The organism is Fulvivirga sp. (genome assembly GCF_040218215.1).
Taxonomy (GTDB): Bacteria; Bacteroidota; Bacteroidia; order Cytophagales; family Cyclobacteriaceae; genus Fulvivirga.
On sequence record NZ_JAVJQL010000014.1, the window covers coordinates 357,450 to 383,206 of the forward strand.

18 protein-coding genes are annotated in these 25,757 nt (G+C 37.9%); 6 read left to right on the forward strand and 12 right to left on the reverse strand.

The window, feature by feature from the left end; all coding sequences use genetic code 11:
- Positions 1-51 precede the first annotated feature (51 nt).
- On the forward strand, positions 52-3,387 hold the full coding sequence (locus RIB54_RS10325) for a leucine--tRNA ligase (RefSeq protein ID WP_350100838.1): 3,336 nt from the start codon (positions 52-54) through the stop codon (positions 3,385-3,387).
- Positions 3,388-3,461: 74 nt separating this feature from the next.
- On the opposite strand, the gene RIB54_RS10330 is transcribed toward RIB54_RS10325, so the two are convergent.
- From RIB54_RS10330 to RIB54_RS10345, 4 genes are all read right to left on the reverse strand, one after another.
- The gene (locus RIB54_RS10330; RefSeq protein WP_350100840.1) at positions 3,462-5,870 is read right to left on the reverse strand and encodes an ABC transporter permease; all 2,409 of its coding nucleotides are present in this window, start codon (positions 5,868-5,870) and stop codon (positions 3,462-3,464) included.
- Positions 5,871-5,945: 75 nt separating this feature from the next.
- Positions 5,946-8,339, reverse strand: a complete 2,394-nt coding sequence (locus RIB54_RS10335; protein WP_350100841.1) for an ABC transporter permease — start codon at positions 8,337-8,339, stop codon at positions 5,946-5,948.
- 185 nt (positions 8,340-8,524) lie between these two features.
- Positions 8,525-9,214 carry an ABC transporter ATP-binding protein gene (locus RIB54_RS10340; RefSeq protein WP_350071523.1) on the reverse strand — a complete coding sequence of 230 codons (690 nt, stop codon included), beginning with the start codon at positions 9,212-9,214 and terminating at the stop codon, positions 8,525-8,527.
- A 40-nt stretch (positions 9,215-9,254) separates the two neighbouring features.
- The gene (locus RIB54_RS10345) at positions 9,255-10,505 is read right to left on the reverse strand and encodes an efflux RND transporter periplasmic adaptor subunit (protein WP_350100842.1); all 1,251 of its coding nucleotides are present in this window, start codon (positions 10,503-10,505) and stop codon (positions 9,255-9,257) included.
- Between the two features lie 291 nt (positions 10,506-10,796).
- On the opposite strand from RIB54_RS10345, the gene RIB54_RS10350 reads away from it, so the two are divergent.
- Positions 10,797-12,194 (forward strand): sigma-54-dependent transcriptional regulator, encoded by a 1,398-nt coding sequence (locus RIB54_RS10350; RefSeq protein WP_350100843.1) that lies wholly within the window; start codon positions 10,797-10,799, stop codon positions 12,192-12,194.
- The gene (locus tag RIB54_RS10355; protein ID WP_350100844.1) at positions 12,184-13,533 is read left to right on the forward strand and encodes a sensor histidine kinase; all 1,350 of its coding nucleotides are present in this window, start codon (positions 12,184-12,186) and stop codon (positions 13,531-13,533) included. The genes RIB54_RS10350 and RIB54_RS10355 overlap by 11 nt, the downstream gene beginning before the upstream one ends.
- On the opposite strand, the gene RIB54_RS10360 is transcribed toward RIB54_RS10355, so the two are convergent.
- The 4 genes from RIB54_RS10360 to RIB54_RS10375 form a co-directional block, all read right to left on the reverse strand.
- Positions 13,530-14,048, reverse strand: a complete 519-nt coding sequence (locus tag RIB54_RS10360; protein WP_350071534.1) for an HNH endonuclease — start codon at positions 14,046-14,048, stop codon at positions 13,530-13,532. The two genes, RIB54_RS10355 and RIB54_RS10360, sit on opposite strands and share 4 nt — an antisense overlap.
- Positions 14,049-14,154: 106 nt before the next feature.
- Entirely contained in the window at positions 14,155-14,769 is a 615-nt protein-coding gene (locus tag RIB54_RS10365) for an NADPH-dependent F420 reductase (RefSeq protein WP_350100845.1), read from the reverse strand.
- A gap of 38 nt (positions 14,770-14,807) precedes the next feature.
- Positions 14,808-15,638, reverse strand: a complete 831-nt coding sequence (locus RIB54_RS10370; protein WP_350100846.1) for a DUF481 domain-containing protein — start codon at positions 15,636-15,638, stop codon at positions 14,808-14,810.
- The gene (locus RIB54_RS10375) at positions 15,635-17,146 is read right to left on the reverse strand and encodes an alpha/beta fold hydrolase (protein WP_350100847.1); all 1,512 of its coding nucleotides are present in this window, start codon (positions 17,144-17,146) and stop codon (positions 15,635-15,637) included. The genes RIB54_RS10370 and RIB54_RS10375 overlap by 4 nt, the downstream gene beginning before the upstream one ends.
- Positions 17,147-17,293: 147 nt before the next feature.
- Between RIB54_RS10375 and RIB54_RS10380 the strand changes: the two genes are divergently transcribed.
- The gene (locus RIB54_RS10380) at positions 17,294-17,650 is read left to right on the forward strand and encodes a winged helix-turn-helix transcriptional regulator (RefSeq protein ID WP_350068872.1); all 357 of its coding nucleotides are present in this window, start codon (positions 17,294-17,296) and stop codon (positions 17,648-17,650) included.
- Here the strand turns inward: RIB54_RS10380 and RIB54_RS10385 are convergent.
- From RIB54_RS10385 to tsaD, 4 genes are read right to left on the reverse strand one after another with little or no spacing between them, the layout of a single operon-like run.
- Entirely contained in the window at positions 17,647-18,435 is a 789-nt protein-coding gene (locus RIB54_RS10385) for a C40 family peptidase (protein WP_350100849.1), read from the reverse strand. The two genes, RIB54_RS10380 and RIB54_RS10385, sit on opposite strands and share 4 nt — an antisense overlap.
- A gap of 3 nt (positions 18,436-18,438) precedes the next feature.
- Positions 18,439-18,909: an SsrA-binding protein SmpB gene (gene smpB / locus RIB54_RS10390; RefSeq protein WP_350100850.1), complete on the reverse strand. Its 471-nt coding sequence runs from the start codon at positions 18,907-18,909 to the stop codon at positions 18,439-18,441.
- Positions 18,906-19,304: a thioesterase family protein gene (locus tag RIB54_RS10395; protein WP_350100851.1), complete on the reverse strand. Its 399-nt coding sequence runs from the start codon at positions 19,302-19,304 to the stop codon at positions 18,906-18,908. The genes smpB and RIB54_RS10395 overlap by 4 nt, the downstream gene beginning before the upstream one ends.
- Before the next feature lies 1 nt (position 19,305).
- The gene (gene tsaD / locus RIB54_RS10400; protein WP_350100852.1) at positions 19,306-20,310 is read right to left on the reverse strand and encodes a tRNA (adenosine(37)-N6)-threonylcarbamoyltransferase complex transferase subunit TsaD; all 1,005 of its coding nucleotides are present in this window, start codon (positions 20,308-20,310) and stop codon (positions 19,306-19,308) included.
- Positions 20,311-20,321: 11 nt separating this feature from the next.
- Between tsaD and RIB54_RS10405 the strand changes: the two genes are divergently transcribed.
- On the forward strand, positions 20,322-24,890 hold the full coding sequence (locus RIB54_RS10405; protein WP_350100853.1) for a translocation/assembly module TamB domain-containing protein: 4,569 nt from the start codon (positions 20,322-20,324) through the stop codon (positions 24,888-24,890).
- The gene (locus RIB54_RS10410; protein WP_350100854.1) at positions 24,877-25,746 is read left to right on the forward strand and encodes a DUF2279 domain-containing protein; all 870 of its coding nucleotides are present in this window, start codon (positions 24,877-24,879) and stop codon (positions 25,744-25,746) included. The genes RIB54_RS10405 and RIB54_RS10410 overlap by 14 nt, the downstream gene beginning before the upstream one ends.
- The last annotated feature ends 11 nt before the right edge of the window (positions 25,747-25,757 follow it).

The following is a 25,757-nucleotide window of genomic DNA, read 5'->3' on the forward strand; positions in this document are numbered from 1 at the left end:
AGCGCTAACCGCTTAATCTGCTATTTTTGCACCCTTAATTTTTATCAGACAATGGCAGAATACAATTTCAAAGAAATAGAGAAAAAGTGGCAGCAGTATTGGAAAGAGCATAAAAGCTATCATGCTGACAATGACTCTACTAAACCCAAGTTTTATGCGTTAGATATGTTCCCTTACCCTTCCGGTGCCGGGTTACATGTTGGTCACCCGCTGGGTTATATTGCTTCTGACATTGTTTCCAGATATAAAAAATTGAACGGGTACAATGTGCTGCACCCCATGGGTTTTGATGCTTTTGGTTTACCCGCAGAGCAATATGCTATTCAAACAGGCCAACACCCTGCAATAACTACTGAGCAGAACATTAAAAGATATAAAGAACAGTTGGAAAATATTGGTTTTTCTTTCGACTGGGATAGAGAAGTACAAACCTGTGATCCTAAATTCTATAAGTGGACACAGTGGATCTTTATGCAGCTTTTTAACAGCTGGTATAACCAAAAGTCTGACAAGGCCGAATCAATTGACTTACTGATCAAGGCCTTTGAAAAAGAAGGAAATGCTAATATCAAGGCCAAATGTGATGATGATACTCCATCTTTCTCTGCTGCAGACTGGAATGCATACAGCGAAAAAGAACAGCAAAATATACTTTTAAAATACAGACTGGCATTTTTGGCCAATACTATTGTAAACTGGTGTCCTGCATTAGGTACAGTGCTTTCAAATGATGAAGTAAAAGATGGTTTCAGTGAGCGTGGCGGGCATCCTGTGATAAGAAAAAACATGATGCAGTGGATGATGCGAATCTCTGCCTATGCCGAAAGATTGTTGCAAGGTCTTGATACTATTGACTGGTCTGAACCTATTAAAGAAATGCAGCGCAACTGGATTGGAAAGTCTATTGGAGCGCAATTTCATTTTAAAATAGCCCCTAACAATATTTCTACTAAGGATGGAGCCACTACTCCCTTGGGTGAGGACTACAAAACTGCTAATCCTGAAAACTGGGCATTACTCAAAGAGTTTGGAAGAACGAACAGAAAGAACCCTACCCCAGAAGAGGATGCAATCTGGCAAAGGGTTAGAAATAAAAAGCTTGGTTATAAAATAAGGAGACAACATACTATTCAGGATTTTATTGCCGATTTTGCCTGTCTCTCTCAGAAACTGGTAATTGAAATTGACGGTGAATATCATCAAGGGCAAAAAGAGTATGATCAAATAAGAACCGAATACCTTAACGCTTTTGGCTTCAGGGTTATCCGGTTTTCTAATCAAGAGATAAATGAAAATCTTGAAAAAGTACTTGAAAAGATAAAATACGAATTGAGCCTCACCCCCTTTAATTCCCCCTCTCCTGAGGAGAGGGGGCTAGGGGGAGAGGCCAAAACCATTGAGGTATTCACTACTCGTTTGGATACAGTATATGGTGTTACCTATTTAGCGCTTGCCCCTGAACACGAGCTTGTTGCTCAAATAGTAACTGATTCGCAGCGCGAGGAAGTAATGGCCTATGCTGAAGTGGCAAGTAACAGGTCTGAGCGCGAGCGTATGACTGAGGTTAAAAATATTACCGGTGCTTTCACAGGTGCTTATGCCATCCACCCTTTTAGTGGCGAGAAGATACCAGTATGGGTGGCTGACTATGTGCTTGCTGGCTATGGAACCGGAGCCGTAATGGCAGTGCCTTCTGGCGACCAGCGTGATTATGATTTTGCCAAACATTTTAATCTGCCGATAACAGTAATCAATGATGCCATGGTTATCGATGAAAAAGCTGACCCTACATGGGAAGGTAAGATCATCAATTCTGGCTTTATGAATGGACTTACACCAAAAGAGGCCATTAAAAGAGGTATTGAGGAGTTGGAGAAATTAGGAATTGGATCAGGCAAGATCAATTATAGAATGCGTGATGCCATTTTCACCAGGCAAAGATATTGGGGCGAGCCTTTACCGGTTTATTTTAAAGATGGCATTCCATATTTAATGGAAGAGTCTGAGTTGCCTTTGGTGCTTCCTGAAGTTGATAAGTACTTGCCAACAGAAGATGGTGAACCCCCATTGGCAAGGGCAGAAAACTGGACAACTGCACAAGGTGATGCTATAGAAAAAAGCACTATGCCGGGCTGGGCAGGTAGTAGCTGGTACTTCTTCAGGTACATGGATGCTCATAATGAAGAAGAGTTTGCAGGTAAAAAAGCACTAGATTACTGGCAAAATGTTGACTTATATATTGGTGGATCTGAACATGCCACAGGTCACTTATTATACTCCAGATTCTGGACCAAGTTCTTGAAAGACATTGGCTTGGTTGAAGTTGAAGAACCTTTTAAGAAACTGATCAACCAGGGGATGATACAAGGGGTTTCTGGCTTTGTTTATCGTTTGAATTATGATGGGTTTGAGAAATTTAAGAGACAACTTTTTATAACGAAATCAAAACGAGACATTCTAATATCAGATAGAGCTAACAAGGAAGTTGAAGAAGAAGTTTTTAGAAAAATTGGCGAAATAACTGGCGAACCAGTTGTTGGGTATGATGCAGGATCCTTGAGATCATCAATTCATGTCGATATTAAGCTCTTGAAAAATAATGAATTGAATATTGATGAATTTAAAAAATGGCGCGCTGAGTTGAAGGATTCTGTATTTATTTTAGAAGATAATAATACATTTATCTGCGGCAGTGAGGTTGAGAAAATGTCAAAATCTAAATACAATGTGGTCAACCCTGATGACATTATAGAAAGATATGGAGCCGACACATTAAGGCTTTATGAAATGTTCTTAGGGCCATTGGAGCAGTTCAAACCATGGAATACTAATGGTATTGATGGTGTTTTCAAATTCTTGAGAAGATTTTGGAACCTGTTCCACAATGCTACTGATCAGTTTGAGGTTTCTGATGCTGAACCTTCAAAAGAAGAACTAAAAGTACTTCATAAAACCATAAAAAAAGTAAAAGAAGACATTGAGCATTACTCCTTCAACACTACAGTGAGTGAGTTTATGATCTGCACCAATGAATTGACCTCATTGAAATGTAATAAGCGCAAGGTGCTGGAGCCTTTAGTAATTGGCCTTGCTCCTTATGCGCCACATATTGCAGAGGAGCTTTGGAATAAACTCGGCCATGAGGAAAGCATTACAAAAGCCACTTTCCCTGAATATGACGAGCAATACCTTGTTGAAAGTGAGCACGAATACCCTGTATCTATTAATGGTAAGATGCGTGCTAAGATGAATTTCCCACTAGACATGCCTAAGGAAGACATCGAAAAGCAGGTATTAGCCTCTGAGATTGTTCAAAAATGGCTGGAAGGCAAAGCTCCTAAAAAGGTTATTGTTGTGCCTAATAAAATTGTGAATGTAGTTGTATAACTGGAGCTTTGAGTTACGAGTTGTAAGCTTTGAGCTAACTCGTAACTCGAAGCTCACAACTCGTCTCACCCCTTTTATTCGTATCTCAAAGACTGCACAGGATTAACCTTTGCTGCCTTGAAAGATTGATAGCTCACTGTTAGCCATGCTATCAATATTGCTGCAAAGCCACTGGCCACAAATACCCAAATATTAATATCTATTCGGTTGGCAAAATCATCCAGCCACTTGTTCATGGCATAATATGCCGGGTAAATAGATAAGGCAAAGGCTATCAAAACAAGCTTCACAAAGTCTTTGGACATCAGGGAAGTAACACCCCATAGAGAAGCTCCCATCACTTTTCTTATTCCTATCTCCTTGGTTCTCTGCTCCGCCATAAATGCTGCCAAGCCAAACAAACCTAAGCTGGCTATAAAAATTGCAACTACTGTAAACACAGTAAATACTTTACCCAACCTTTGTTCTGCTCTAAACAACTTATCAAAATCATCATCTAAGAACGAATATTGTATTGGTTCACCCGGAGCTATCTTATCCCAGCTATTGGTAATACTCTCTATAACCTTATCAGGGCTCTCTCCAGAAAATCTGGTATAAAGTATGTTCCCTTCTTTGGTAAGCTTTAAAACCAACGGCCTAACTACCATTTTCAGACTCTCAAAATTGAAATCTTTAGCTACGCCAATCACCTGCATTTCTTGTGGCGCATCCCCGTCAAAGTTTATGATTTTCTCTTCCAAAGGATTATCCCAGCCCATTTCACGTGCTGCTGCTTCATTGATAATAACCGCTGCAGTGTCTGAAGGAAAATCCCTAGAAAAGAACCTGCCTTCAACCAGCTCAAATCCCAGTGTTTTAGCATGATCATAATCTGCAAAATAAGTGGCTAATATGTGATCTTGTTCGTTACCTGCACTCCTGAATAATGTGGTATTATTCACACCAGGCACCATGTTATTTGAAAAACTTGTACCCATAATTCCAGTTGTGGCTTCTAACTCATTTTTGAAAGCCATTTTATTGTCTTCCAATCTGTTAACATCTTCTATGATCAATACATGGTCTTTATCAATACCCAAATTCTTATCCTGAATATATTGCAACTGCTGATAAACTATAGCGGTGCATATTATTAAAACAATAGAAATCCAGAACTGGAAAGTCACGAGGAAACTTCTTATTGCTCCACTTTTCATTCCTGCTCTAAGTTTACCCTTTAACACTTCAGTGATCTTAAAGCTTGTAAGGTAAAATGCAGGATAGCTTCCAGCTACAATTCCTACCAATAAAACCAGAGCAACATATGTAGCAAGAATTACAGGCTCACCAATAACACTGGCCGCCAGTAATTTTCCTGATAGCACATTGAATGAAGGCATTAGCAAATACACAACCACAATAGCCAAAACACCGGCTGTAATGGCATAAAACATTGATTCTGTTAAAAATTGGGAAATCAAAACTGATCTTTGCGATCCTAATGTTTTCCTTAACCCTACTTCTTTGGCCCTTCCTGCTGACTTGGCAGTTGTAAGGTTCATAAAGTTGATGCAAGCCAACAATACAATAAACAATCCAATTCCTGCTAATATATATACATAGGAGATGTCCCCCGGAGGTTCGGCCTCATCCTGAATGTCTGACTTTAAGTGAATGTCAAGCATAGGGAAGCTGTAATATTCATATATACCACCAGTCTCTCTAAATTCGGCTAATGATTTCCCTACGAATTGTTGCATCACTGGTGTCACATTCAACTCCATAATTGGCTCCAGCTTGGCATCTACATCCTTAGGATCTGCGCCTTCTGCAATGACATAATAGGTATAAAGGCTATTGCTTAACCAGTTGCCTTGATTCATCCATGGAAATGTGCTTGTCGATAAAAGAATATTGAATTTCAAATGTGAATCACTTCTTCTATTTTCAACTACTCCGGTAACTTTATACTCACTCTTATCATTACCAATACTCAAAGACTTATCCAAAGCATCGGATGGTTCTCCGAAATATTTAACTGCCAGATCTTCTGATAAAATAATACTATTAGGCTCTATCAATGCAGTTTCAGGATTACCATACAGCAATTCGAAACTAAATACACTAAAAAAATTGGAGTCAACAGCAAAAACATCTTCCTCGTTAAATGAGATAGTGCCGTTTCTAATAATCCACTCACCCATTGGGTTCACCCTGGTAGCCTCTTCAACCTCAGGGATTTCTTCTACCAACGCTTGGGACATAGGGAAGCTAGTATTGGAAGTATAAATTTCCTGCCCCGCCAATTTACCGTGCAGGTTCATTCTGTAGGTTCGTTCTGCTTTGGCATTAAATTGGTCATATGTAAGTTCATCATAAATATACAAGGTGATGAACAACGATGCTGCAAGTCCTATGGTTAACCCCAAAATATTGATGATTGAAAAGAACTTGTGTTTTGTAATATTGCGAAAAGCAACCTTAATGTAATTTTTTAGCATGTTGAGTTGTTGTTTTGAGTTTAAGTATTAATCAGACTATAACTGGGATAAAATGTTACAGTCTGATTAAAAAAATTATTCTGTCCTGATTGTTTCTGTTGGACTGGCAGTTGCTGCCTTATAAACCTTTATACTTATTGTTGCCATAGCAATAACTAACAACAGCAATATTGAAGATGCAAATGACATAACACCAGGGTCTACATGATAAGTCCATATCATCTCCATGAAAGCACCAGCCATCATGTAACTCAATATTGAACCAATGACGGAAGCTATAAGAAGAATGATTATAAAGTTTTTATTCAAAATTGTCATCAGATGACCGACCGATGCACCAAGAACCTTTCTCACTCCAACCTCCTTCATTCGTTTCAGAATATTTAGAGAAACAATGCTAAACAGACCTATTACTGACATAAATGTAGCGATCACACCTAGAAATCCAAACATTTTCAGTACGTTGGCATTTACCAATGAAGCTTCACTCAGTTCCTCATCCATAAACTGCCCAGTGTACATCTTGTCTGGGAACATGGTTTTCCATTCACTTTCCAGATATTCGTTAATTTTAATCAAGTCAGCAGAAGATGCTTTAATGGTTAAGTAGTGATAATCTTCCTCTGGTACATATCTGAGCATTAATGGGCTGATTGGTGCCCAAAGACCATCAGTATAAGCATCTTGCATTACACCCACCACGTAAAGAGGCACTGTATCCATCCAAATGAGCTTCTGCCCTAGTGGCTCCTCCCATCCAAAGACCCTCACCATTTCCTGACTGACAATGACAGACTCCTTCATATCTGTTTCAGAATCCTTTCTAAAACCGCGGCCATCTAACAATTTAAAATCCATAGTTTCAAAGAAGTTATCCCCTATATGAAGGATGTCAGCATCATACTCCTTATCAGCATTTTTGATAGGGTCATTTCTATAACCACGATCTATCTGATATTCTGACCCGGCAAACGATAAAATTTGCGGATTGCTCCTGACTACATTTTCATAAGATTTGTAGGAATCGATATCATCGAAGTAAACTGAAATGGCACCCTTAAGGTCATATCCATAATCTAGTTCCTTTTGATAAATGGCATTTTGGTAGAATACCACACCAAGAATAATGGCAATGAGAGATATGGAAAATTGTAGTGTTAATAAAACATTGGTCATTTTATTAACCCCACCGAATTTCGAAGTACCTTTTAAAATACTGGCAGGCTCAAAGCTGGTAACGTAAAATGCTGGATAGCTTCCAGCAATTACACCAGTAAATGTCAATACGCCTATTAAGAATAAATAGAAGTTGATATTTTGATCAAAGCTGAGCCTAATATCCAAAAATGGCCACATCTCGCTATAGGCAGGTACTAAAAACAGTGCTATAATCACTCCAGCCACCAAAGACAAAAAGCATAACACCAGGTTTTCCAAAAGGAATTGTATTACCAATTGACTTTTAACCCCACCCATCACTTTTCTCAAACCAATCTCTTTAAGCCGCTTGCTGGCTATGGCCATAGATGTGTTGGTGAAATTAAAACAAGCAATTAACAAAATAAGTACTGCCATGATAATGGGAACAGTAACGGCAGGGGGTGGCATGCTGCTTCTTAACCAATGACCATAAGTAATGTCATCAGCAGCTCTGTAAGCCATTCCCTCAAATGGCTCCAAAAAGTAGTTATTTAGTTTAAAATCAATCCGGGCTTCATTTTGTATTTCCAGGTAATTGGCATCAAGCCTTTCTTCTATAGCTGCAATACGATCTTTGTTATCAACCCTTACAAATGTAGTTACCCAATTCTCCCAGTTATCTTCATATCTACCGTCTTCTTCGCTTGCATTGAGATCAAAGAAGTTTTCTATGTTAGTAATTATTCTAACCCCACCAAAGCTGGAGTTAAGGGGTTGCTCTTCAAAAATTCCGGCTACTTTATAGTCTCTTGGCCCTTTATCGGTAAAATGAGTAAGTGTTTTACCCATTGGGTCACCCTCAGGAAAATACTTTTCTACAATGCGCTGACTTATTAAAATACTTGCCTTGTCTTTCAAAGCAGAAGCGTCTCCTGTGGTAATGTTGAATGTAAAGAAATTGAAGAAATTGGTATCAACGAAAGTAAAGTTCTCATTAAACAATTCATCTTCCAGTTTAAAATTTCCTCCAGAAGGCATGTATCGCATTACATCGTCTACATCTCCTACATTTTCCCTTACGGCTTCAGCTAACGGTAAAGGAGACATACCGTAGGCTTGCTCCTTTTCACGAAAAGTCCTGTAAGCATTGATGCGGTAAATGTTATCCATACCAATTTGATTCTTATCAAAATTGGCGTTGAAGTCGAAATTCAGATAGGCAACAATACTACAGCCAATAGCCAGCCCCATTCCAATTATATTGATGAGGACAAATACTTTACTCTTCCAGAGGCTTCTGAAAGTGATTTTTAGGTAATTCTTGATCATGAGAGTGTTGTTTTGAGCCTGCCTGTCGGCAGACGGGTTTTTGACCTTGGTTTTCCTATAGACTACAAAAGTTTAAAATAGGTTGCATGCAAGAATAACTTTTTACACAGTACCTTGCATTACCAAGTATCTATTCAAAAATAAAGCCCTGGTTTTCAGGACTTTATTTTTGAATTTTATTATTGTTATATGTGGAATTGCTCCTTGATATTTTCAGTTACAACTTTTCCATCGAACAGGTTGATCACTCTGTGCGCATAGTTCGCATCATAAGGAGAGTGAGTCACCATGATTATAGTTGTTCCCTCTTCATTCAACTCGGCTAGAAGCTTCATAACTTCTTCACCATTGGCTGAATCAAGATTACCAGTAGGCTCATCCGCTAGTATCACTTTAGGCTTAGCCACAATTGCCCTTGCTATAGCTACCCTTTGCTGCTGACCACCAGAAAGTTGCTGTGGAAAGTGATTTCTTCTGTGCATGATGTTCATTCTTTCCAAAACCTCCTCTACTCTTTGCTTACGCTCGGCAGAAGGAACTTTCAAATACAATAATGGAAGTTCAACATTTTCAAATACAGTTAACTCGTCAATTAAGTTAAAGCTTTGGAATACGAATCCGATTGATCCCTTTCTCAATTGAGCTCTTTGTCTCTCTGAGTATTTAGATACTTCATGGTCACCAAAGTGATATTCACCATCAGTTGGATTGTCAAGCAATCCCAGAATGTTAAGTAAAGTTGATTTTCCACATCCAGATGGTCCCATGATGGCTACGAACTCACCTTCTTTGATGTCAATGTTTATGCTATTTAATGCAGTGGTTTCCACTTCATCAGTAGTATAAACTTTTTGTAAATTTTTGATTTTAATCATGGTTGTAGTGTTTTTAATTTTATGTTTAAGTTTTGACCTTTTATTGTAAAACGAGCACTTCATTGTCTCCGAAGTTGTCATAAGATGAGGTGATTACCCTATCTCCTGGCTCCAAGCCTTCCAAAACTTCAAAGTGTTCTGTATTCTTTCTTCCTAGTCTTATACTCCTTTTTTCTGCTTTGGTTTCATCTTCAGCCACCACAAAAACCCAGTTACCACCTGTATCTTTGTAAAATCCACCCACCGGAAGCAGTAATTCTTCAGAAGATTGACCCAGCTCAATTCTTAGTCTAAGCGACCCCCCACGTCTAATTCCTTCAGGAGTATCACCGACAAATTGCATGTCTACCTGGAATCTTCCATTGTTAATATTAGGATAAATATAGGTAATCACCAACTCATAATCTTTACCAGCATAAGGCGTAGTGGCCTTTAAGCCGGTAGAAATCCTTGGCAAGTAAAGCTCATCAATCTGAGCACTAACCTTGTAACTACCTACTCTATCAACTTGTCCAAGTCTTTGTCCTGGGTTAACCGTTTGGCCTTCAAACATCTGAGGAGCCGTAAGCTGACCATCTATTGGTGCCTTAATGGTAAGGTTGTCCAAAATTTGTGATACACCATCCAAGCTAGCCATCATTCTTCGTTCTGAGTTATTTAATTGCACTAATTGACGTACTCTTGAAACGGAATCGTTCTTATAACTTTTATATGTGATTTCTTTCCTTTTAACATTGTATTCATAATTAGCCTTGGTTTGTTCAAAATCCTGCTTAGATATTAAATCTTTCTCAAAAAGGACTTTTTGTCTTCTATATTGAGGCTCTAGAATTTGAAGTTGATTTTCTATTTGGGCTAATTGCTGCTGCTGAGAAAGGTCATTTTGTTCAAGTCCTAACCTAGTCTGGCGCAACCTGTTAATACTTTCATTAAGACCTGCCTCCTGACTTAGTACACTCAACTCGGTATTAAGGTTGGAGAGCTCGAGAATAACTTCACCCTTTTTAAGCATGGCTCCACTTTCTTTAAATACCTTCTTAATCTGTCCACCTTCAATGGCATCCAAATAAAAAGTTACACTTGGTTCTACCGTACCCGTCTGTGGTATAAATTCCTGAAAGACCCCTCGCTTGACCTCTGCGATTGTGATTTTGTCCTTTTCTACATTGAGCTTCGATCTGCGGTCAGCAAATAACAGCTGATATCCAACAAACACTACCAAAAGTGTAACCCCGCCAATCGTTGAGATTCGCTTCAATGTCCATGTTTTCTTTTTTATTTTCTTATCCATCAAAAAATGATTAGAGCTTTTAAGTTTGGTTTCCTATTGCCAACAAGTGTGCCAATCGGCCAATCACCATTAAACAGCCTATTTTTAAACAATTGACAGTCCGCTATCGTTCATTCATGGACGTGACCGTCCGCCAGCGAACAAAATAAACACCGGCAACGTATAGCTCTTCAGTTAATTTGATTAATATAACAGCTATAAAAGTAAATAAAGCCCTGTTGGCCGTTTTCGGCCAATATTCGGTATCAACTTTGATAAACAAGAATATATTCTTGAACCAGACTCCAGACCATGACAGAAAACTCCAGTAAATCAGGCCGTATTTTGATTGTTGACGATAATGAAGATTTATTGAAAGCAGCCAAAATCTTCCTTAAAAGACATTTTGCTATAGTCGATCTTGAGAAAAACCCCGAGGCCATTCCTACCCTTATTCAGAATGACGATTATGATGTAATTCTTTTGGATATGAATTTTACCAAAGATGTAAGTAGTGGGAAGGAAGGGTATTACTGGTTAGAGAAAATACTGGACATTGATCCTTCTGCCGTTGTTGTATTAATTACAGCTTATGGCGATGTTCAGATGGCAGTAAAAGCCATAAAGGCAGGAGCTACGGATTTTGTATTAAAGCCATGGGAGAATGAAAAACTTCTGGCCACGCTTTTCTCTGCCATGCGACTCAGGGAAACAAAACTGGAAGTTCAAGACCTTAGAAGTAAGCAGAAGCAAATCAACCTTCAAATCAATGATAGGTATGATAACATTATTGGTCAAAGCCCGGCCATTAGAAAAATGTTTGAAACTATTGACCGCGTAGCCGCAACAGATGCCAATGTCATTATTTTAGGCGAGAATGGAACAGGAAAAGAATTGGTGGCGAGGGCTATTCACAATAATTCATCCAGAAAAGATCAGGTTTTTATTAATGTTGATTTAGGTTCTGTAAGCGAGACCTTATTTGAAAGTGAGCTTTTTGGCCACAAAAAGGGCGCCTTTACAGACGCTAAAGAAGACAGGGCTGGTCGTTTTGAAATTGCCAATGGAGGAACACTTTTTCTTGACGAGATAGGAAACCTTTCCATGCCATTGCAGGCCAAACTACTGACGGTTTTACAGAATAGAAGGGTAAGCCGCGTAGGTTCAAACAAGGAGGTAGAGATAGATATCCGATTGCTTTGTGCCACCAATATGCCCTTATATGATATGGTAAAGGAGAATAAATTCAGGCAGGATTTATTATACAGAATCAACACGATAGAAATTGAGCTTCCACCTCTAAGGGATAGGTTTGAGGATGTTCCATTACTTGCCAACCATTTTTTACATTTCTATAACAAGAAATACAACAAGCAGGTAAGTAAGATTAGTGAAGCTGCTTTGACAAGAATGCAAAAACACAATTGGCCCGGTAATATTAGAGAGCTGCAGCATTCCCTGGAAAGAGCTATTATTATGAGTAACTCTCAAGTGCTTCAACCGGAAGACTTCAATTTCAACAGCAGCCAATCGCAAACCCCTATGGATGCAGAAAATGTGATGCTGGATCAGTTTAAGCTGGAAGAAGTAGAAAAAATATTGATAAGGAAAGTGCTCAAAAAATATAATGGAAATATCACCCAGGCAGCATCAGAGTTGGGTCTAACCAGGTCATCACTTTACCGCAGATTGGAAAAATATGGTCTTTAGTGACTTCAGGTTTCGTACGGCCATAAGGGTTATGTTTATGGGACTAACCATGTCGGTTGTGGTCTATACTGGCTTCCACCCTGAAATGATAGTCACCACCGTGATTTTCGCAATTGCAGTTATCCTTCAGCTTACAGAGCTTTATCGCTTCATTTCAAAAACAAACCGAAGTCTTACCAGGTTTTTGGAGTCAGTGAAATACTCAGACTTTGCCTCTGGTTTCACAGCAGACAACAAGCTGGGTAAAAGCTTCAAGGATTTGAATATTGCTTTCAATCAGGTGTTGGAGGCATTCAGAAAAGCAAGATCAGAGAAGGAGGAGCATCTTCTATATCTCAACACCATTGTAGAGCACGTTAGTACCGGTTTAATTTCATTTGACATTGATGGCAATGTTGAACTCATCAACGCCACGGCCAAAAGGTTTATTAAAATAGAAACCCTAAGAAATATTGAAGAGCTAATTGAAACACAATCAAGACTTTATAAAGTTTTGTTTGATTTGCCTACAGGTAAGAGCTCCCTTTTTAGGATGGAGGGTGATATACAACTTTCGGTAACAGCCACTGAAATAATTCTAAGAGGCAAGAAAGTGAAGTTGGTAGCCTTGCAAAACATCCAACCAGAATTGCAGAAGAAAGAACTGGAAGCATGGCAAAACCTGACCAAAGTTTTGCGTCATGAAATCATGAACTCCATTACCCCTATCGCCTCTTTAACCTCCACTTTAAAAGATGTTTTGATTGAAGACCTTAAACATATAGAGGGTAAATATGAGCTTCCCGAAGAAGCTGTTGATGACCTTCAGGATGGATTGGATACAATTGCAGGCAGAAGTCAGGGGCTCATTAAATTTATAGATGCCTATAGGGATTATACATCTATTCCTCTTCCGGTGATTAAAGGTATTTTAATGGAAGACCTGTTCGATCATATTTCACAGCTACTGAAGATTGAAATAAGAAAATCTAAAATCGATTTTAACTATAACATTGATCCATCTGAAATGATGCTTTATGTGGATGAAGAGCTTATTGAGCAGGTACTCATCAACCTAATCAAAAATGCCATTGAAGCACTGGAAAACACTGAGAATCCTCAGATTCAACTTAAAGCGGAGCTCAATGAGCTTAACAACCCAAAAATAACCATTACCGACAATGGTCCAGGCATTGTGATGGAAGCTCTGGAGCAGGTTTTTATTCCATTTTATACCACCAAAAAAACTGGGTCTGGAATTGGATTAAGCCTGTCCAGGCAGATTATGCAATTGCATAATGGCACTTTGACAGTTGATTCTAGATTGGGAGAATATACAAGGTTTACATTGACCTTCTAAAGCTTAACACCATTGGATTTTACCTTTAGAAAAGGCTTCCACTCTTCGCAAGCGAACCCTGACAGCTCCCTTAAAAACAAAACATAAGAAGGTTTAAAAGGGGCAATCTTAATCTTCATGCCTACCTTTTCGGGGGTGTTATTTCCTTTTTTCGCATTGCATCTTTTGCATGCTGTCACAAGATTGTTCCAAGCTGATTTGCCTCCTTTTGACCTTGGAATAACATGATCTAAAGTCAGATCCTTATTAGTACCACAATACTGACAGTTGAAATTATCGCGTTTAAATATATTTTGCCTGGTAAGTGCTACCCCTTTGTAAGGTACGTTAACATATCTATTCAGACGAATGACTGCTGGCATGGGAAAAGCCTGTGATACCGAATGAAGTTTGTGACCATTAGCCGGTTTTACCAACTCAGACTTATTAAGATAGGTAAGCAAAAATGCTCTTTGTATTGTGCATACAGAGATAGGGCTGTTGTCCTGATTAAGCACTAATACTCTTCTATTCATCCTCTTAAGATAGGCGGTAATGCTATTGAAAGCAAAAAATGGCTATTTTATTAACACATAGTTAATAACAGAGGACAGAATTCAATGTTTATACAAATAATATATTTTACCTCTTTAAAATCTTGAAGGCAAAGTCCCTGTTTTTATTTTTCATCGCCAGATTAATCCAGAACCACGCAAACTGTTCCATCAACTGAAATTTGTCATTACCGCCAATATCATGGCACTCTTGAAATCCTGCATCCTTCGCCAATTGAACCACCACCCTCTTTCCATTACTACTATCACCACACATAAACATATCAATTCTCTGATCCCCATAGATTGTATTTTCTATATTGTTAAAGCCAGTAGTGTTGAAGGATTTCACTACATCTTTAGTGTTGGTGCAGGCCAGAATGGCATCAGAGGTGTTTGCAAAACCTTCCGGTCCACGTCCCATTACCACATTCATGGTATCAACTATAATTTTTCCTGCGGTATCACCTAACGACTTTGCAACTTCAATGGCCATAGGTGCAGGAGTTGCTATTAATATTACCTCTGATGCCTTCGCTGCTTCAGGCACTGACATTGCCTCAGTGTTGGGGTTCTTCAGCAACTCCTGTCCTTTAAAATTATTGATATCCCGCACACCTAACACTATTTTGTGCCCTGCGTTAGCCCATTTTGTAGCTAATGAACCACCTACATTGCCGGTTCCTATTATTGCTATTTTCATATTTCACTCATTTATAATCGTCAACAAGTTCTAACTAATTAGGTTTTAATCAAGTAAACAATACCCCAAGTCCACAGCATATCTTCCTCTTTATTGGTAATTGCGACAACGTTCTCCAAGGAATAAATTATTCTTGACTGAACAGAAAGCCCTTTCGCAACTTTAAAGTCCATACCCGTCAATACATGGAATCTGTAATTGATCTGATTCTTCAAAGACTGTTGGTAGTAAATCTCATAAATCCATCTGAATAAAGATTCGCTGAAATAATGATACCCACTCAAATAGACAGTACTCCAAGTTGCTTTAATTTGGTTTCTTCCATTGAAGTCAGAATAATTAAAAAACTCATTGGCGTATCTGGAATTTTCATAAAGCAAATTGGCAGAAAACTTTACTGTATGACGCTGTTGTTGTAAGAGCTGAAATGTTGTTCCTAAACCATAAAATACCCTAAAATCAAGGTCTCTTCGGTAATTGGTAGCAATGAATGTAACAGCATATGGATATAGCCTGCGTTGTGGTTGATAATACAGATAATTCTTACTCATCAAATCATTGTCTGCCTTCTTGCTTACAATTTCCTGAAATAAATGATTGTTCTGGGATTTGAAAACAAGGTTGGAAGTTGTTTTAAAAGATAAGTCGAACTGATTGTTAATTCTTAATAACTCAACATTACCAGTTTGATATGAACCACCTGAAAGCCATTGAAGTTGAAATTTTGTGGTATCACTTTCATTGATCTGGGCATTGGCACCAACTGCCAAAAAGAAGCTGCACAAGATTAGAATATAGTTTTTCACTTGATAGGTTATTAAAGTAAAGAAGCTGTATTGTTTAAGCAGCTTCTTTACCGGATTCATCATTTGATTGATGTCAATATTTTTATAAACTCCTGTGTCTGCACTACAAAAGGTAAATGTGAAGTATTCATTTCAAATGACTTCTTTACAGTACCATTGGCTTTTACCATCTGTTTTTGAAGATCATAACCAACTGCTTTGTCTTGTGCAGTGTGAATATAATATTTGGGAACACTACCGAATTTAGATTTAGTTAACATCACCTTTTCACCCAAAGGTTTAGCGGGTTCTGCATGGTGGTATTTCACCAAAACGTCTTTCATAAAATCTGGACAATCAGCACAGACTGCTGGTGCTATCATTTCCTTTTTAATAGTTGCAGCAGAATAATCAGAAGTAAATTCTAAAGCTCCACCTACCAGACTTTGCTTATCCTGAGCTGATAGCGATAATAAGTCCTCACCATTTTGAGGCAAATAGGCAGATACATACACGAGTTTTTCAATCTTAGAAGGAATATTTTCTGCCACCTGTGATACTACTATCCCAGCCATACTATGGCCAACTAAAGTAACCTTTCCTGGTTGCTCGTTTATTGCATCTGTAATGGTTTTGACATAGTCATTCAGAGTAACCTGACTGGCAGGCGTAAGTTCAACACCATGTGCCGGCAAATTTACAACTACTACATTGGCATTGACCGCCAGCTGATTTCTTACAAATCCCCATGCACTCTCATCAGCCCAGGCTCCATGCACTAATACATAAGTAGGATAATTCTTCCGTTGATTTTCGAGTTCTTCAAGCACCAGCTCTGCAGCTGCTGTGCCAGAGTTTTGCTGTTGACCTGTTATCAGATTGCCGTCTTTTAGGGCAAAAGCCTCAAAGGGTGGTGCCACTGTAAAATTAGAATTAGGAATTTTTCTGGCGTCATCTTCAATACGGAAAGGCTGAATCTGCATGCCTACATAATTGTCTGCATATTGCTCTTCAGAAGAAGCAAAGCCAGTCCATTTTTTACCCTCTATCAGCAATTTTCCGTTCGGTAGCTTTGTTTTTAAAAGTATTACCGTGCCGTGGCAGATGGCTGCTGTTGGCTTACCCGTCAAATAGAAATCAACAAAAAACTGATGAAGCTCAGTGTTATCTACGAAAGTGTACATTGGCCCTTGTCCACCACATACAAATATCGCTTTGTAGTCGTCAGGATTAACTTCCGATAATTTCAGCGTATTTTGAATTTGCTTTTGCTTGGTTGGGTCTTTCTTAAAGCCCAAGGATAAATAGTCAAAAGCAGCATACTGACTTGCATCTTCAGGATCGCTAAAAGCATCAAACTTTATTTCACCACCATCAGGACTAGCGATGTCCACAGTATAACCAGCCTCGCTAAAAGTCCAATATGGATGAGCTACCTCAGAATACCATGCCCCAATGGGCCAACCAGTTTGTTTACTAACCGCAGGGTTAGAAGCAATCATTAAAACCTTGCCATTATGCCCGGCATTGTGCTGAGCACAAGTGACGATAGAAGATGTAATTGCTAAAAAGAATAGAATTAATTTTTTCATTGTTTGTCTATTTTTAATCATAAGACAAACATATTGTTAGAATAACCTTAAATTGATATACTTACTTTTAAGTACTATACTAACTATTTAGAAAGAAATGGATTACTGTTGATTTGAATAACTATTTTGCTCACTAAATTTTACATCATGCCCGATTTTATTTACGACAAAAAAATCTATTACAACCCTGTAGAGTTTGCCATGGATCGTATTGGTGGCACCTGGAAAATGCCATTACTTTGGCGTCTAAGGGACAAAACGCTCCGCTACAGCGAGCTAAAAAAAGACCTTCCTCATATTACGCACAAAATGCTATCGAGCGTTCTTAGAAGTTTGGAGAAAGAAGGTTTTATTAACAGAAAAGTTTATCCGGTAGTACCACCAAAAGTTGAATATTCTATTACCGAGAGAGGTCAAAAGGCGATACCAATTATTGTGACTATTCGTCAATATGGTGCGGAGCTAATGAAAGAGTTTGGTGTTGAAGTAGAGGAAAAACCCTAATCACGTAAGATCCTTTTTATTGATGTAAGAGTATGGGTCAATTTTGATGTTTCTGCATGCACAATGCCCTCCGAAGTCAGGGTGTCAACCCTAACCTTACCAGAAGCATGAATGATTTGATTGTCCTCCAAGGCTATACCTACATGTACAATCTTGCCTTCCTTATTTTTAAAGAATGCTAAGTCACCAAGTTGAATATCCCTAAAATCAACCGTAGTTCCGGCCTTTTCCTGCTGCCAGGCATCACGCTGAAGGTCATAACCACAAATTCTAAAAACATTCTGGGTAAAACCCGAACAGTCTATACCAAAAGGCGACCTCCCTCCCCATTGGTAAGGAGCATTTAAATATTTAAAGGCTATTTGCTTAAGAAAATCGCCATCTCTTTTTGCCCCCAGGCTCTTTGCCTCGCCATTGAAAGCCAGTTGCTCTTCAACTTTAAAAATTTCATTTGTAGCAATTGGAAGTATGCTGCCTATAACAATTGTAGTATGATGTTTTTTGTAAAGAATGGTAGAGGTTATATCAGTGCAAATTTTGTAATCTGCATTGTTTATCTGGTCAAAATATGCCTCAGATATATCCGTATGTTGCTTAGCATCAATCCAGCCTTCATACTTATCATAATAAATTTGGACGCGAATCCATTTTTTATCGTCACTAATACCGGTAACTGTATAATGGTCGCCAAATAACAATTGTGTTACAACCTCAGCTTTATCACTGTGTGAGGCCCTAACCTGAATTACACTTAATCGACTGATACCCTTGTTGCCAATCTCCATAGACTATATCTTGACCCTGTCAAACTCTCGTTTTAGATCCTTATCTTTAATACTATCGCGTTTATCATGGATTTTTTTACCCTTTGCCAAGGCTATTTCCATTTTAGCCAGACCTCTATCGTTGATGAATAGTCTTATAGGGATAATTGTAAGACCCTTCTCATTCATCTTACTTTCAAGCTTGCCTAGCTCCTGCTTTTTTAGAAGCAATTTACGTTCTCTGCCCTCTTCATGATTGTAAAATGAGCCCTGGGCATAAGGTGAAATATGAATTCCTTTTGAATAAAGCTCCCCCTTTCTAAAATAGCAATAACCATCCTGTAGGTTTACCTTACCCTCTCTTATAGATTTTATCTCCGTACCTTTTAAAACCAACCCTGCCAAATAGGTATCAATAAACTCATATTCAAACTTTGCACGTTTGTTTTTGATATTGATATCATTGGAGAACCTGGACTTATCTTTCTTATTCATCGCTGTCCAAATTTAGAGAAAATATGGTTGATGGCTTCCTTTTTTAAAACCTTCTGCCCTGTCTTACCAGTGGCAATTATTCTGGCACCTACCTTTGCCTCATAAGTGCAAGTAATTTCATTTTTTACTATTGATTCTATTTCCGCCATTACCTCAACTATTTCGCCAACAAATGCAGGGGCTTTATGATCAATAGTCAGCATAGTGCCAATCCCTTCTTCGTCTTCCTCCCTCATCTGTAGCACAAACTGTCTGGATGACCACTCTATTTCCCGCGCCAATGCAAAAGTTGAGCAAACTTTGTGGACAACCTCACCATTAAAAGCCGCCACGTCAGAATCCTCAATAAGCCTTTCAATCTTAATTTGATCGCCAACTTCAAAAATATTCTTCATATTAAAACTTCATTCGTGGCTTTGGTACGGCAGAGAGGTTTTCAAAATCTCCTTTTAAGTATTTAAAATGAGCAGCCATGGCTATCATGCCAGCGTTGTCTGTACAATATTGAAAATCGGGAATATAAATGTTCCAACCTTTGCTTTTAGACAATCTTGTAAGTTCCGCTCTTAACCCTTTGTTAGCTGAAACACCACCAGCAATAGCAATCTCCCTAATTCCCAGTTCTTCACTTGCCCGCTTCAGTTTTTGCATGAGCATCCTGATAAGGCTAAATTGAAGGCTTGCACAGATATCATTTATGTTTTTGGAAATAAATTGTTCGTCCTTTGCTTTCTGATCTCTCAGGAAATATAAAAAAGCTGTTTTTATGCCACTAAATGAAAAATTCAGTCCCTGCATTTCAGAGTCAGGAAAAGCATAGGCTTCCGGATTGCCATCCTGAGCATATTTATCAATCAAAGGCCCGCCCGGATAGGGCAAATCCATAAGTTTAGCTGATTTATCAAATGCCTCACCAACCGCATCATCCTGGGTCTCGCCAATAACCTCCATATCGAGGTAATCTTTTACCAAAACGATCTGAGTGTGCCCACCACTTACCGTAAGACATAAAAAAGGGAACTTTGGTTTTGAATCATCAATAAAGTGAGCCAAGATATGGGCTTGCATATGGTTAACTCCAATAACCGGAATATTAAGTCCCTGCGCTAAAGATTTAGCAAAAGAAGACCCGACAAGAAGAGCTCCAAGAAGTCCCGGCCCTTGTGTGAAAGCTATGGCATCAAGGTCCTTTTTCGAAACGCCAGCGGACTTTAAAGCCTCATCTATAACAGGAACAATGTTTTGCTGATGAGCCCTTGATGCTAATTCGGGAACTACTCCGCCATAATTTTCGTGTACAGATTGCGTTGCTATTATATTATTAAGTACTTTGCCTTTTTTAATAATAGCAGCGGAAGTCTCATCACAAGATGATTCTATGGCGAGTATAGTAGGGTTCATTTAATTCAATTTTGGCGCAAGTTATTAAAAATCGCATTGTTAAGACAATACTTTGGTTCATCGTATCACTCTTCCTTCTACTTGCAATTGCAGCGGGAGCAGTACAGTTTCCCTATATCCAAACAAAATTAGTCAACTATTTATCTGAGAAGTACTCTAAAATGTTGGGGTATGATGTAAGCCTTTCAAATATTGCAATCAAATGGTTTGACAGTGTAGAAATTGGAGGTTTAGAGGTTTATGATCTGGAAAACAATAAAATGATTTATGCTGAAAAGGTATGGGTTGATTTTGATCTATCAGCAATGCTTGAACCAGAAAATCATAATGTAGATGACATTGCCTTAACAGGTGCTCATGTATATCTTACAAAACTTTTTGCCGAAGATGACTCCCTACAAACGTTAAATATCAATGATTTTATTAAAAGAATAAAAGCACTAAAAAAACGTCAAGGGTTAAATTCAAGACAATATCTCTCTTGTGATAATTTAGAGATTATCAACTCAAGATTTAGTTATAACGATCAACGAAGGGATTCCATTAGTACTGGATTTGACTATTATCATTTTGTGGTTGATAGTATCAACGGAAAATTTGATCAGGTATTTACGGTTAAAGACACTTTTAGCATTAATGTAAAAAAGTTGACTTGCAATGACCGTAAAACTGGCCTGGACATAAAAAATCTCAAATCCCAATTTGCAGTATCTCAAAGTGCCATGTCATTCAGGCAACTGGATTTAAAAGTTGGTCAAAGTAATATTAAAGACTCTTTAAGGCTAGAGTACTCAAGCACACTTGACCTGAGTGATTTTAACAATAAAGTGAAGGTCGTTGGGCATCTTGATAATTCAATCATCAACACCAATGACCTTGGGTTATTTGCTTCTGGCGCTAAATCTTACAACCAAAATTTTAGAGTTAGTGGTGATCTTAACGGATTTGTGAGATCATTTACTATCAGAAATGCTAATGTAGCCTTTGGCTCTGGCACTGCACTTAAAGGTAAAATCAGAATGACTGGGTTGCCCAATTTTCAGGAGACCTTTATAGATTTTGATTTGAGCAACTCATATGTTACGATAGAAGACATTAAGCAATATGTAAAACCTAAATCATACAGTAGACTAGAACCATTTGAGCATATCAGTTTCAGCGCGTCATTCTTAGGATTCCCAACAGACTTTGTGGCTAAAGGTGATTTTTATACTGAATATGGACGAATTAGCTCAGATATAAACCTCAAACTAGAAGAAGACATTAGCAAGTCAGTTTATAGTGGGGATTTATCCATGCAAAATTTTGATGTGGGTGGATACACTCAAAATGATATAATAGGGGCTGTAACTTTGAATGGTAATATAAAAGGTTCTGGCTTCACCCTGGAAACAGCAGATTTTAAGCTTGATGGTCTGATTGAAAAAATCGGCTTAAAGGGTTATGAATATGAAAATATTCAAACCAATGCACGGTTTACAAAAGAATTTTTTGAGGGTACAGTTAATGTAGATGATCCTAACCTACGGCTAAATGTAAATGGAGCAATTGATTTGCGTGCAGGTCTCAACTTTTTTAACCTCCAGGCCAAATTAGATACCGCAAACCTTAAAGTTCTTAACCTTACAGAAGAAGATTTATTTGTAAGATCGAATCTGGACGTTAACGCCCGTGGTTTAAAGGTTGACAATATTTTAGGAGGGGCCAGTTTGCTTGACACATATATTGAATACAGAAACAACTCCATCCAAATTGATTCTTTATCTATAATATCTGATAAGGATGAAGAGCAGCGAATAGTATTCCTTAACTCTAACTTATTCAATATAAAAACCCAGGGCGAGTTTGATTTTACTCAGGTATATACCAAAGTAAAATCACTTATTAAAGAATATGAATTAACCCTGAAGAATGATAGTGAGGCTACAGCAGCTTACTATGCTTCCAAAAGCAAGGAGAAAGAGAATGATTTTAAAATGGACTACGAGGTACAGATTAAGGACCTTAACCCACTGCTGGATGTATTTGCCCCTGAATTATCAGTACCAAGTGCAAGTAGAATAAATGGTAGTATTACTGGTGGTTACACCTCAATATTCGCTCTTGAAACGAATATTGACAGTATTACATATCAGAATAATCAGTTCTTAAATAATGATATTCAAATAAACATTTCTAAAATATCTGATAGTACTAATGTACTAGCGATGGTTTATTTAGCTTCTGAAAATCAGCAACTTTCAGATATTGGAACACGAGATTTGCTATTTGAAGGAATTTGGAATAACAATCACATCGATTTCGAATTTGATATCTTTCAAACAGCTTATGACAACAGGGCATTATTATTTGGAGCAATTGACTTCAAAACCGACTCTACAGATATAAGAGTAGAGTCTTCTGATTTACAAATTCTTGACAAAAAATGGCAAATACAGAGTGACAACAGAATTACCATTTCCGGTAAGGAAGTACTTATAAACAACTTCAGTATTTTCAATCAAAATCAAAGAATAGCTATAGAAGGTGCTATTTCGGAAGACTCCAATAAAAAAATGGTTTTGAACATTGACAGCTTAAACCTTGACAACCTTAATACTGTAATTAACAAAGACCTGTCTGGTGTAGTTGATGGATATGGTGAAGTGAGCAATGTTTATGACAATATTTTAATCGACAATAGGTTTACAATAAATGATTTTGAGGTCGATGGTTTTCTTATTGGTAATCTGATTGCGGCAAGTAATTGGAATAACTCAACAAAACAATCTGATGTCAACTGTAGCATTAAAAGGTTAGGGTATAAAATACTTAATCTCACTGGCACCTATTCACCATTTAAGGAAGACAATTTAAATTTAACAGCAGAACTTAATGGCACTGAAGTTAAAGTTCTTGAACCGTTTCTTGATAGTTTTTTTACAAATTTCAAAGGAACGCTAGATGGAGAGCTGTCTATTACTGGAAAATTATCAGCTCCACTAATCAATGGCAGTGGACTTATAAATGACGCAGGATTGCACGTTAATTACTTAAATACAGATTATAACCTAAATGGTAAATTCTATTTTACTGATAATAAGATCGGGTTTCAAGAGATTGAGATTTTTGATGAAGAAGAAAATCGAGGTGAGATAAATGGGTATATAAGTCATACCAATTTCAGAAATATGGGTATAGACCTTAGTGCAGACATCAATAATTTTCAGGTATTAAATACAGTAAGTACTGACAATGAGCTATTCTATGGTAATGGTGTGGCAACAGGGAATATACACTTTATTGGGCTGCTCAATAACATGAATATTATAGCCAGTGCACGCACAGAGAAAGGAACCAGAATTTACATACCTATTGGTGATACAGAGTCAATAGAAAAAGAAGAGTACATTGACTTTGTAGATTTGAGCGGTAACGTTGATCAGCAAGTTGAAGAGGTGGTGAATAAAATAGATCTGAGAGGTCTTAAATTAGACTTTGATCTGGATATTACCCCTGATGCCTACTGCGAGATAATTTTTGACATAAAATCAGGTGATATTATAAGAGGTAGAGGTAACGGAGACTTAAAGTTGGAAATTGACACTAAAGGAGAATTCAACATGTTTGGTGATTATTACATCCAGGAAGGAGGTTATAATTTTACATTATACAATCTGATCAATAAGGAGTTTGAAATTTTGCAAAACAGCAAGATTTCTTGGTATGGAGATCCTTATCAGGGTGTGTTGGATATAGAAGCAACGTACAACCAATTGGCATCCTTTGCTCCATTACTAACCGATCTTTCCACTGCTGAGGACGATATTAATGACATAGTCGAAATAAGAAGAAAATATCCGGTAAATGTATTGCTTGAAATTGACGGTGCCCTTCTCTCCCCTTCAGTTAATTTTGATATTACTACAATCAACCTACCCAGAAATATTCAAACCCCAACTGGTAATCCGGTTGACCTAGAGTTTGAATTCTTGAAATTTAAGAATAGCATTGATGAGCAAGAATTAAAGCGTCAAGTATTCAGTTTGATTGTACTCAGACGGTTTTCTCCATTGCAGTCGTTTCAAACTAAAGGCTCTATTACAAATAGTGTGAGTGAATTACTTTCTAACCAATTAAGCTATTGGATAACTCAGGTAGATGAGAATTTGGAAATTGATGTTGATTTTGGAAAGCTTGATGAAGAAGCTTTTAACACATTTCAATTGAGGTTATCCTATACTTTCTTGGATGGAAGGCTGCGTGTAACCAGAAATGGAGGCTTCACAAATCAGGCAAACAGAGCCGATGTAAGCAGTATTGCTGGTGACTGGACGGTAGAATATCTACTGACAGATGATGGCAAGTTTAAGGTTAAAATGTATAACCGGACCAACTACAATCCTATCAACCCAACAGAGGAAAATCAAAATACAATTACCACAGGTTTTAGTTTAATTCATACCCAAAGCTTTGACGAGTTGAGCGATTTATTTAAGAAAAGTCGTGATAAAGTAAAATCAGATGAGGAAGAGGAAGAACAGGATAATACCACCTCCTCTAAAAGTGAAGCTATAATCAAAGAAGATGAAATGGAATAGAACCCTTCTTATCTGTCTTCTTCTTTTTAATTTAAATCTGTACGCTCAGGATAGCACAACAGTAAGCAAAAGATTAAAACCGCTCATTATTGGTGGAAGTATTGTCTATGCCGGTTCTCTCATTGCCCTTGACCAGCTTTGGTACTCAGATTACGAACGTGAATCTTTTCACTTCTTCAACGATAACAAACAGTGGTATCAGCTCGATAAGCTAGGGCATTTCTATTCATCCTTTCACATATCAAAGGCCAGTTATCATGGACTCAAATGGGCCGGATTAGAAGAAACAAAATCAATATTTTGGGGTTCAATGGTTAGTGTATTGGTAATGACACCAATAGAAATATTCGATGGGTTTTCTTCTGAGTATGGCGCTTCATCTGGTGATATCATTGCCAACAGCTTAGGAACCGCACTTTTCTTTAGTCAACAATCTGCCTGGAGCGAAATCAGAATACACCCAAAATATTCATTCAACAGGACTGACTATCCAAAATATCGCCCAGAAGTTTTGGGTTCAAATTTTAGTGAAGAATTAATAAAAGACTATAATGGCCAGCATCAGTGGCTCTCTTTTGATCTTTCAAAATTTAATGACAAGCTCCCAAAATGGCTAAATATTGCTATCGGATATGGTGGTAAAGGAATGGTTTATGCCAACGAAAAGGACAATGAGGAGAATGGCTTTAACCCAAGAAGACAATATTTTATAGCATTAGATTTTGATTTTAATGAGTATAAGACCAGATCCAAGATTGTAAATACTGCACTTTATTTTGTGAATATGATAAAGCTGCCTGCCCCTACTCTGGAATTTAGTGACAGTAAATTCAAGTTTCATTCATTTTATTATTGACAGCAATTTTC

Coding starts and splice junctions, on each gene's coding strand:
- RIB54_RS10325 (WP_350100838.1), top strand. CDS start 52: ATGGCAGAATACAATTTCAAAGAAATAGAGAAAAAGTGGCAGCAGTAT.
- RIB54_RS10330 (WP_350100840.1), bottom strand. CDS start 5,870: ATGCTAAAAAATTACATTAAGGTTGCTTTTCGCAATATTACAAAACAC.
- RIB54_RS10335 (WP_350100841.1), bottom strand. CDS start 8,339: ATGATCAAGAATTACCTAAAAATCACTTTCAGAAGCCTCTGGAAGAGT.
- RIB54_RS10340 (WP_350071523.1), bottom strand. CDS start 9,214: ATGATTAAAATCAAAAATTTACAAAAAGTTTATACTACTGATGAAGTG.
- RIB54_RS10345 (WP_350100842.1), bottom strand. CDS start 10,505: ATGGATAAGAAAATAAAAAAGAAAACATGGACATTGAAGCGAATCTCA.
- RIB54_RS10350 (WP_350100843.1), top strand. CDS start 10,797: ATGACAGAAAACTCCAGTAAATCAGGCCGTATTTTGATTGTTGACGAT.
- RIB54_RS10355 (WP_350100844.1), top strand. CDS start 12,184: ATGGTCTTTAGTGACTTCAGGTTTCGTACGGCCATAAGGGTTATGTTT.
- RIB54_RS10360 (WP_350071534.1), bottom strand. CDS start 14,048: ATGAATAGAAGAGTATTAGTGCTTAATCAGGACAACAGCCCTATCTCT.
- RIB54_RS10365 (WP_350100845.1), bottom strand. CDS start 14,769: ATGAAAATAGCAATAATAGGAACCGGCAATGTAGGTGGTTCATTAGCT.
- RIB54_RS10370 (WP_350100846.1), bottom strand. CDS start 15,638: ATGATGAATCCGGTAAAGAAGCTGCTTAAACAATACAGCTTCTTTACT.
- RIB54_RS10375 (WP_350100847.1), bottom strand. CDS start 17,146: ATGAAAAAATTAATTCTATTCTTTTTAGCAATTACATCTTCTATCGTC.
- RIB54_RS10380 (WP_350068872.1), top strand. CDS start 17,294: ATGCCCGATTTTATTTACGACAAAAAAATCTATTACAACCCTGTAGAG.
- RIB54_RS10385 (WP_350100849.1), bottom strand. CDS start 18,435: ATGGAGATTGGCAACAAGGGTATCAGTCGATTAAGTGTAATTCAGGTT.
- smpB (WP_350100850.1), bottom strand. CDS start 18,909: ATGAATAAGAAAGATAAGTCCAGGTTCTCCAATGATATCAATATCAAA.
- RIB54_RS10395 (WP_350100851.1), bottom strand. CDS start 19,304: ATGAAGAATATTTTTGAAGTTGGCGATCAAATTAAGATTGAAAGGCTT.
- tsaD (WP_350100852.1), bottom strand. CDS start 20,310: ATGAACCCTACTATACTCGCCATAGAATCATCTTGTGATGAGACTTCC.
- RIB54_RS10410 (WP_350100854.1), top strand. CDS start 24,877: ATGAAATGGAATAGAACCCTTCTTATCTGTCTTCTTCTTTTTAATTTA.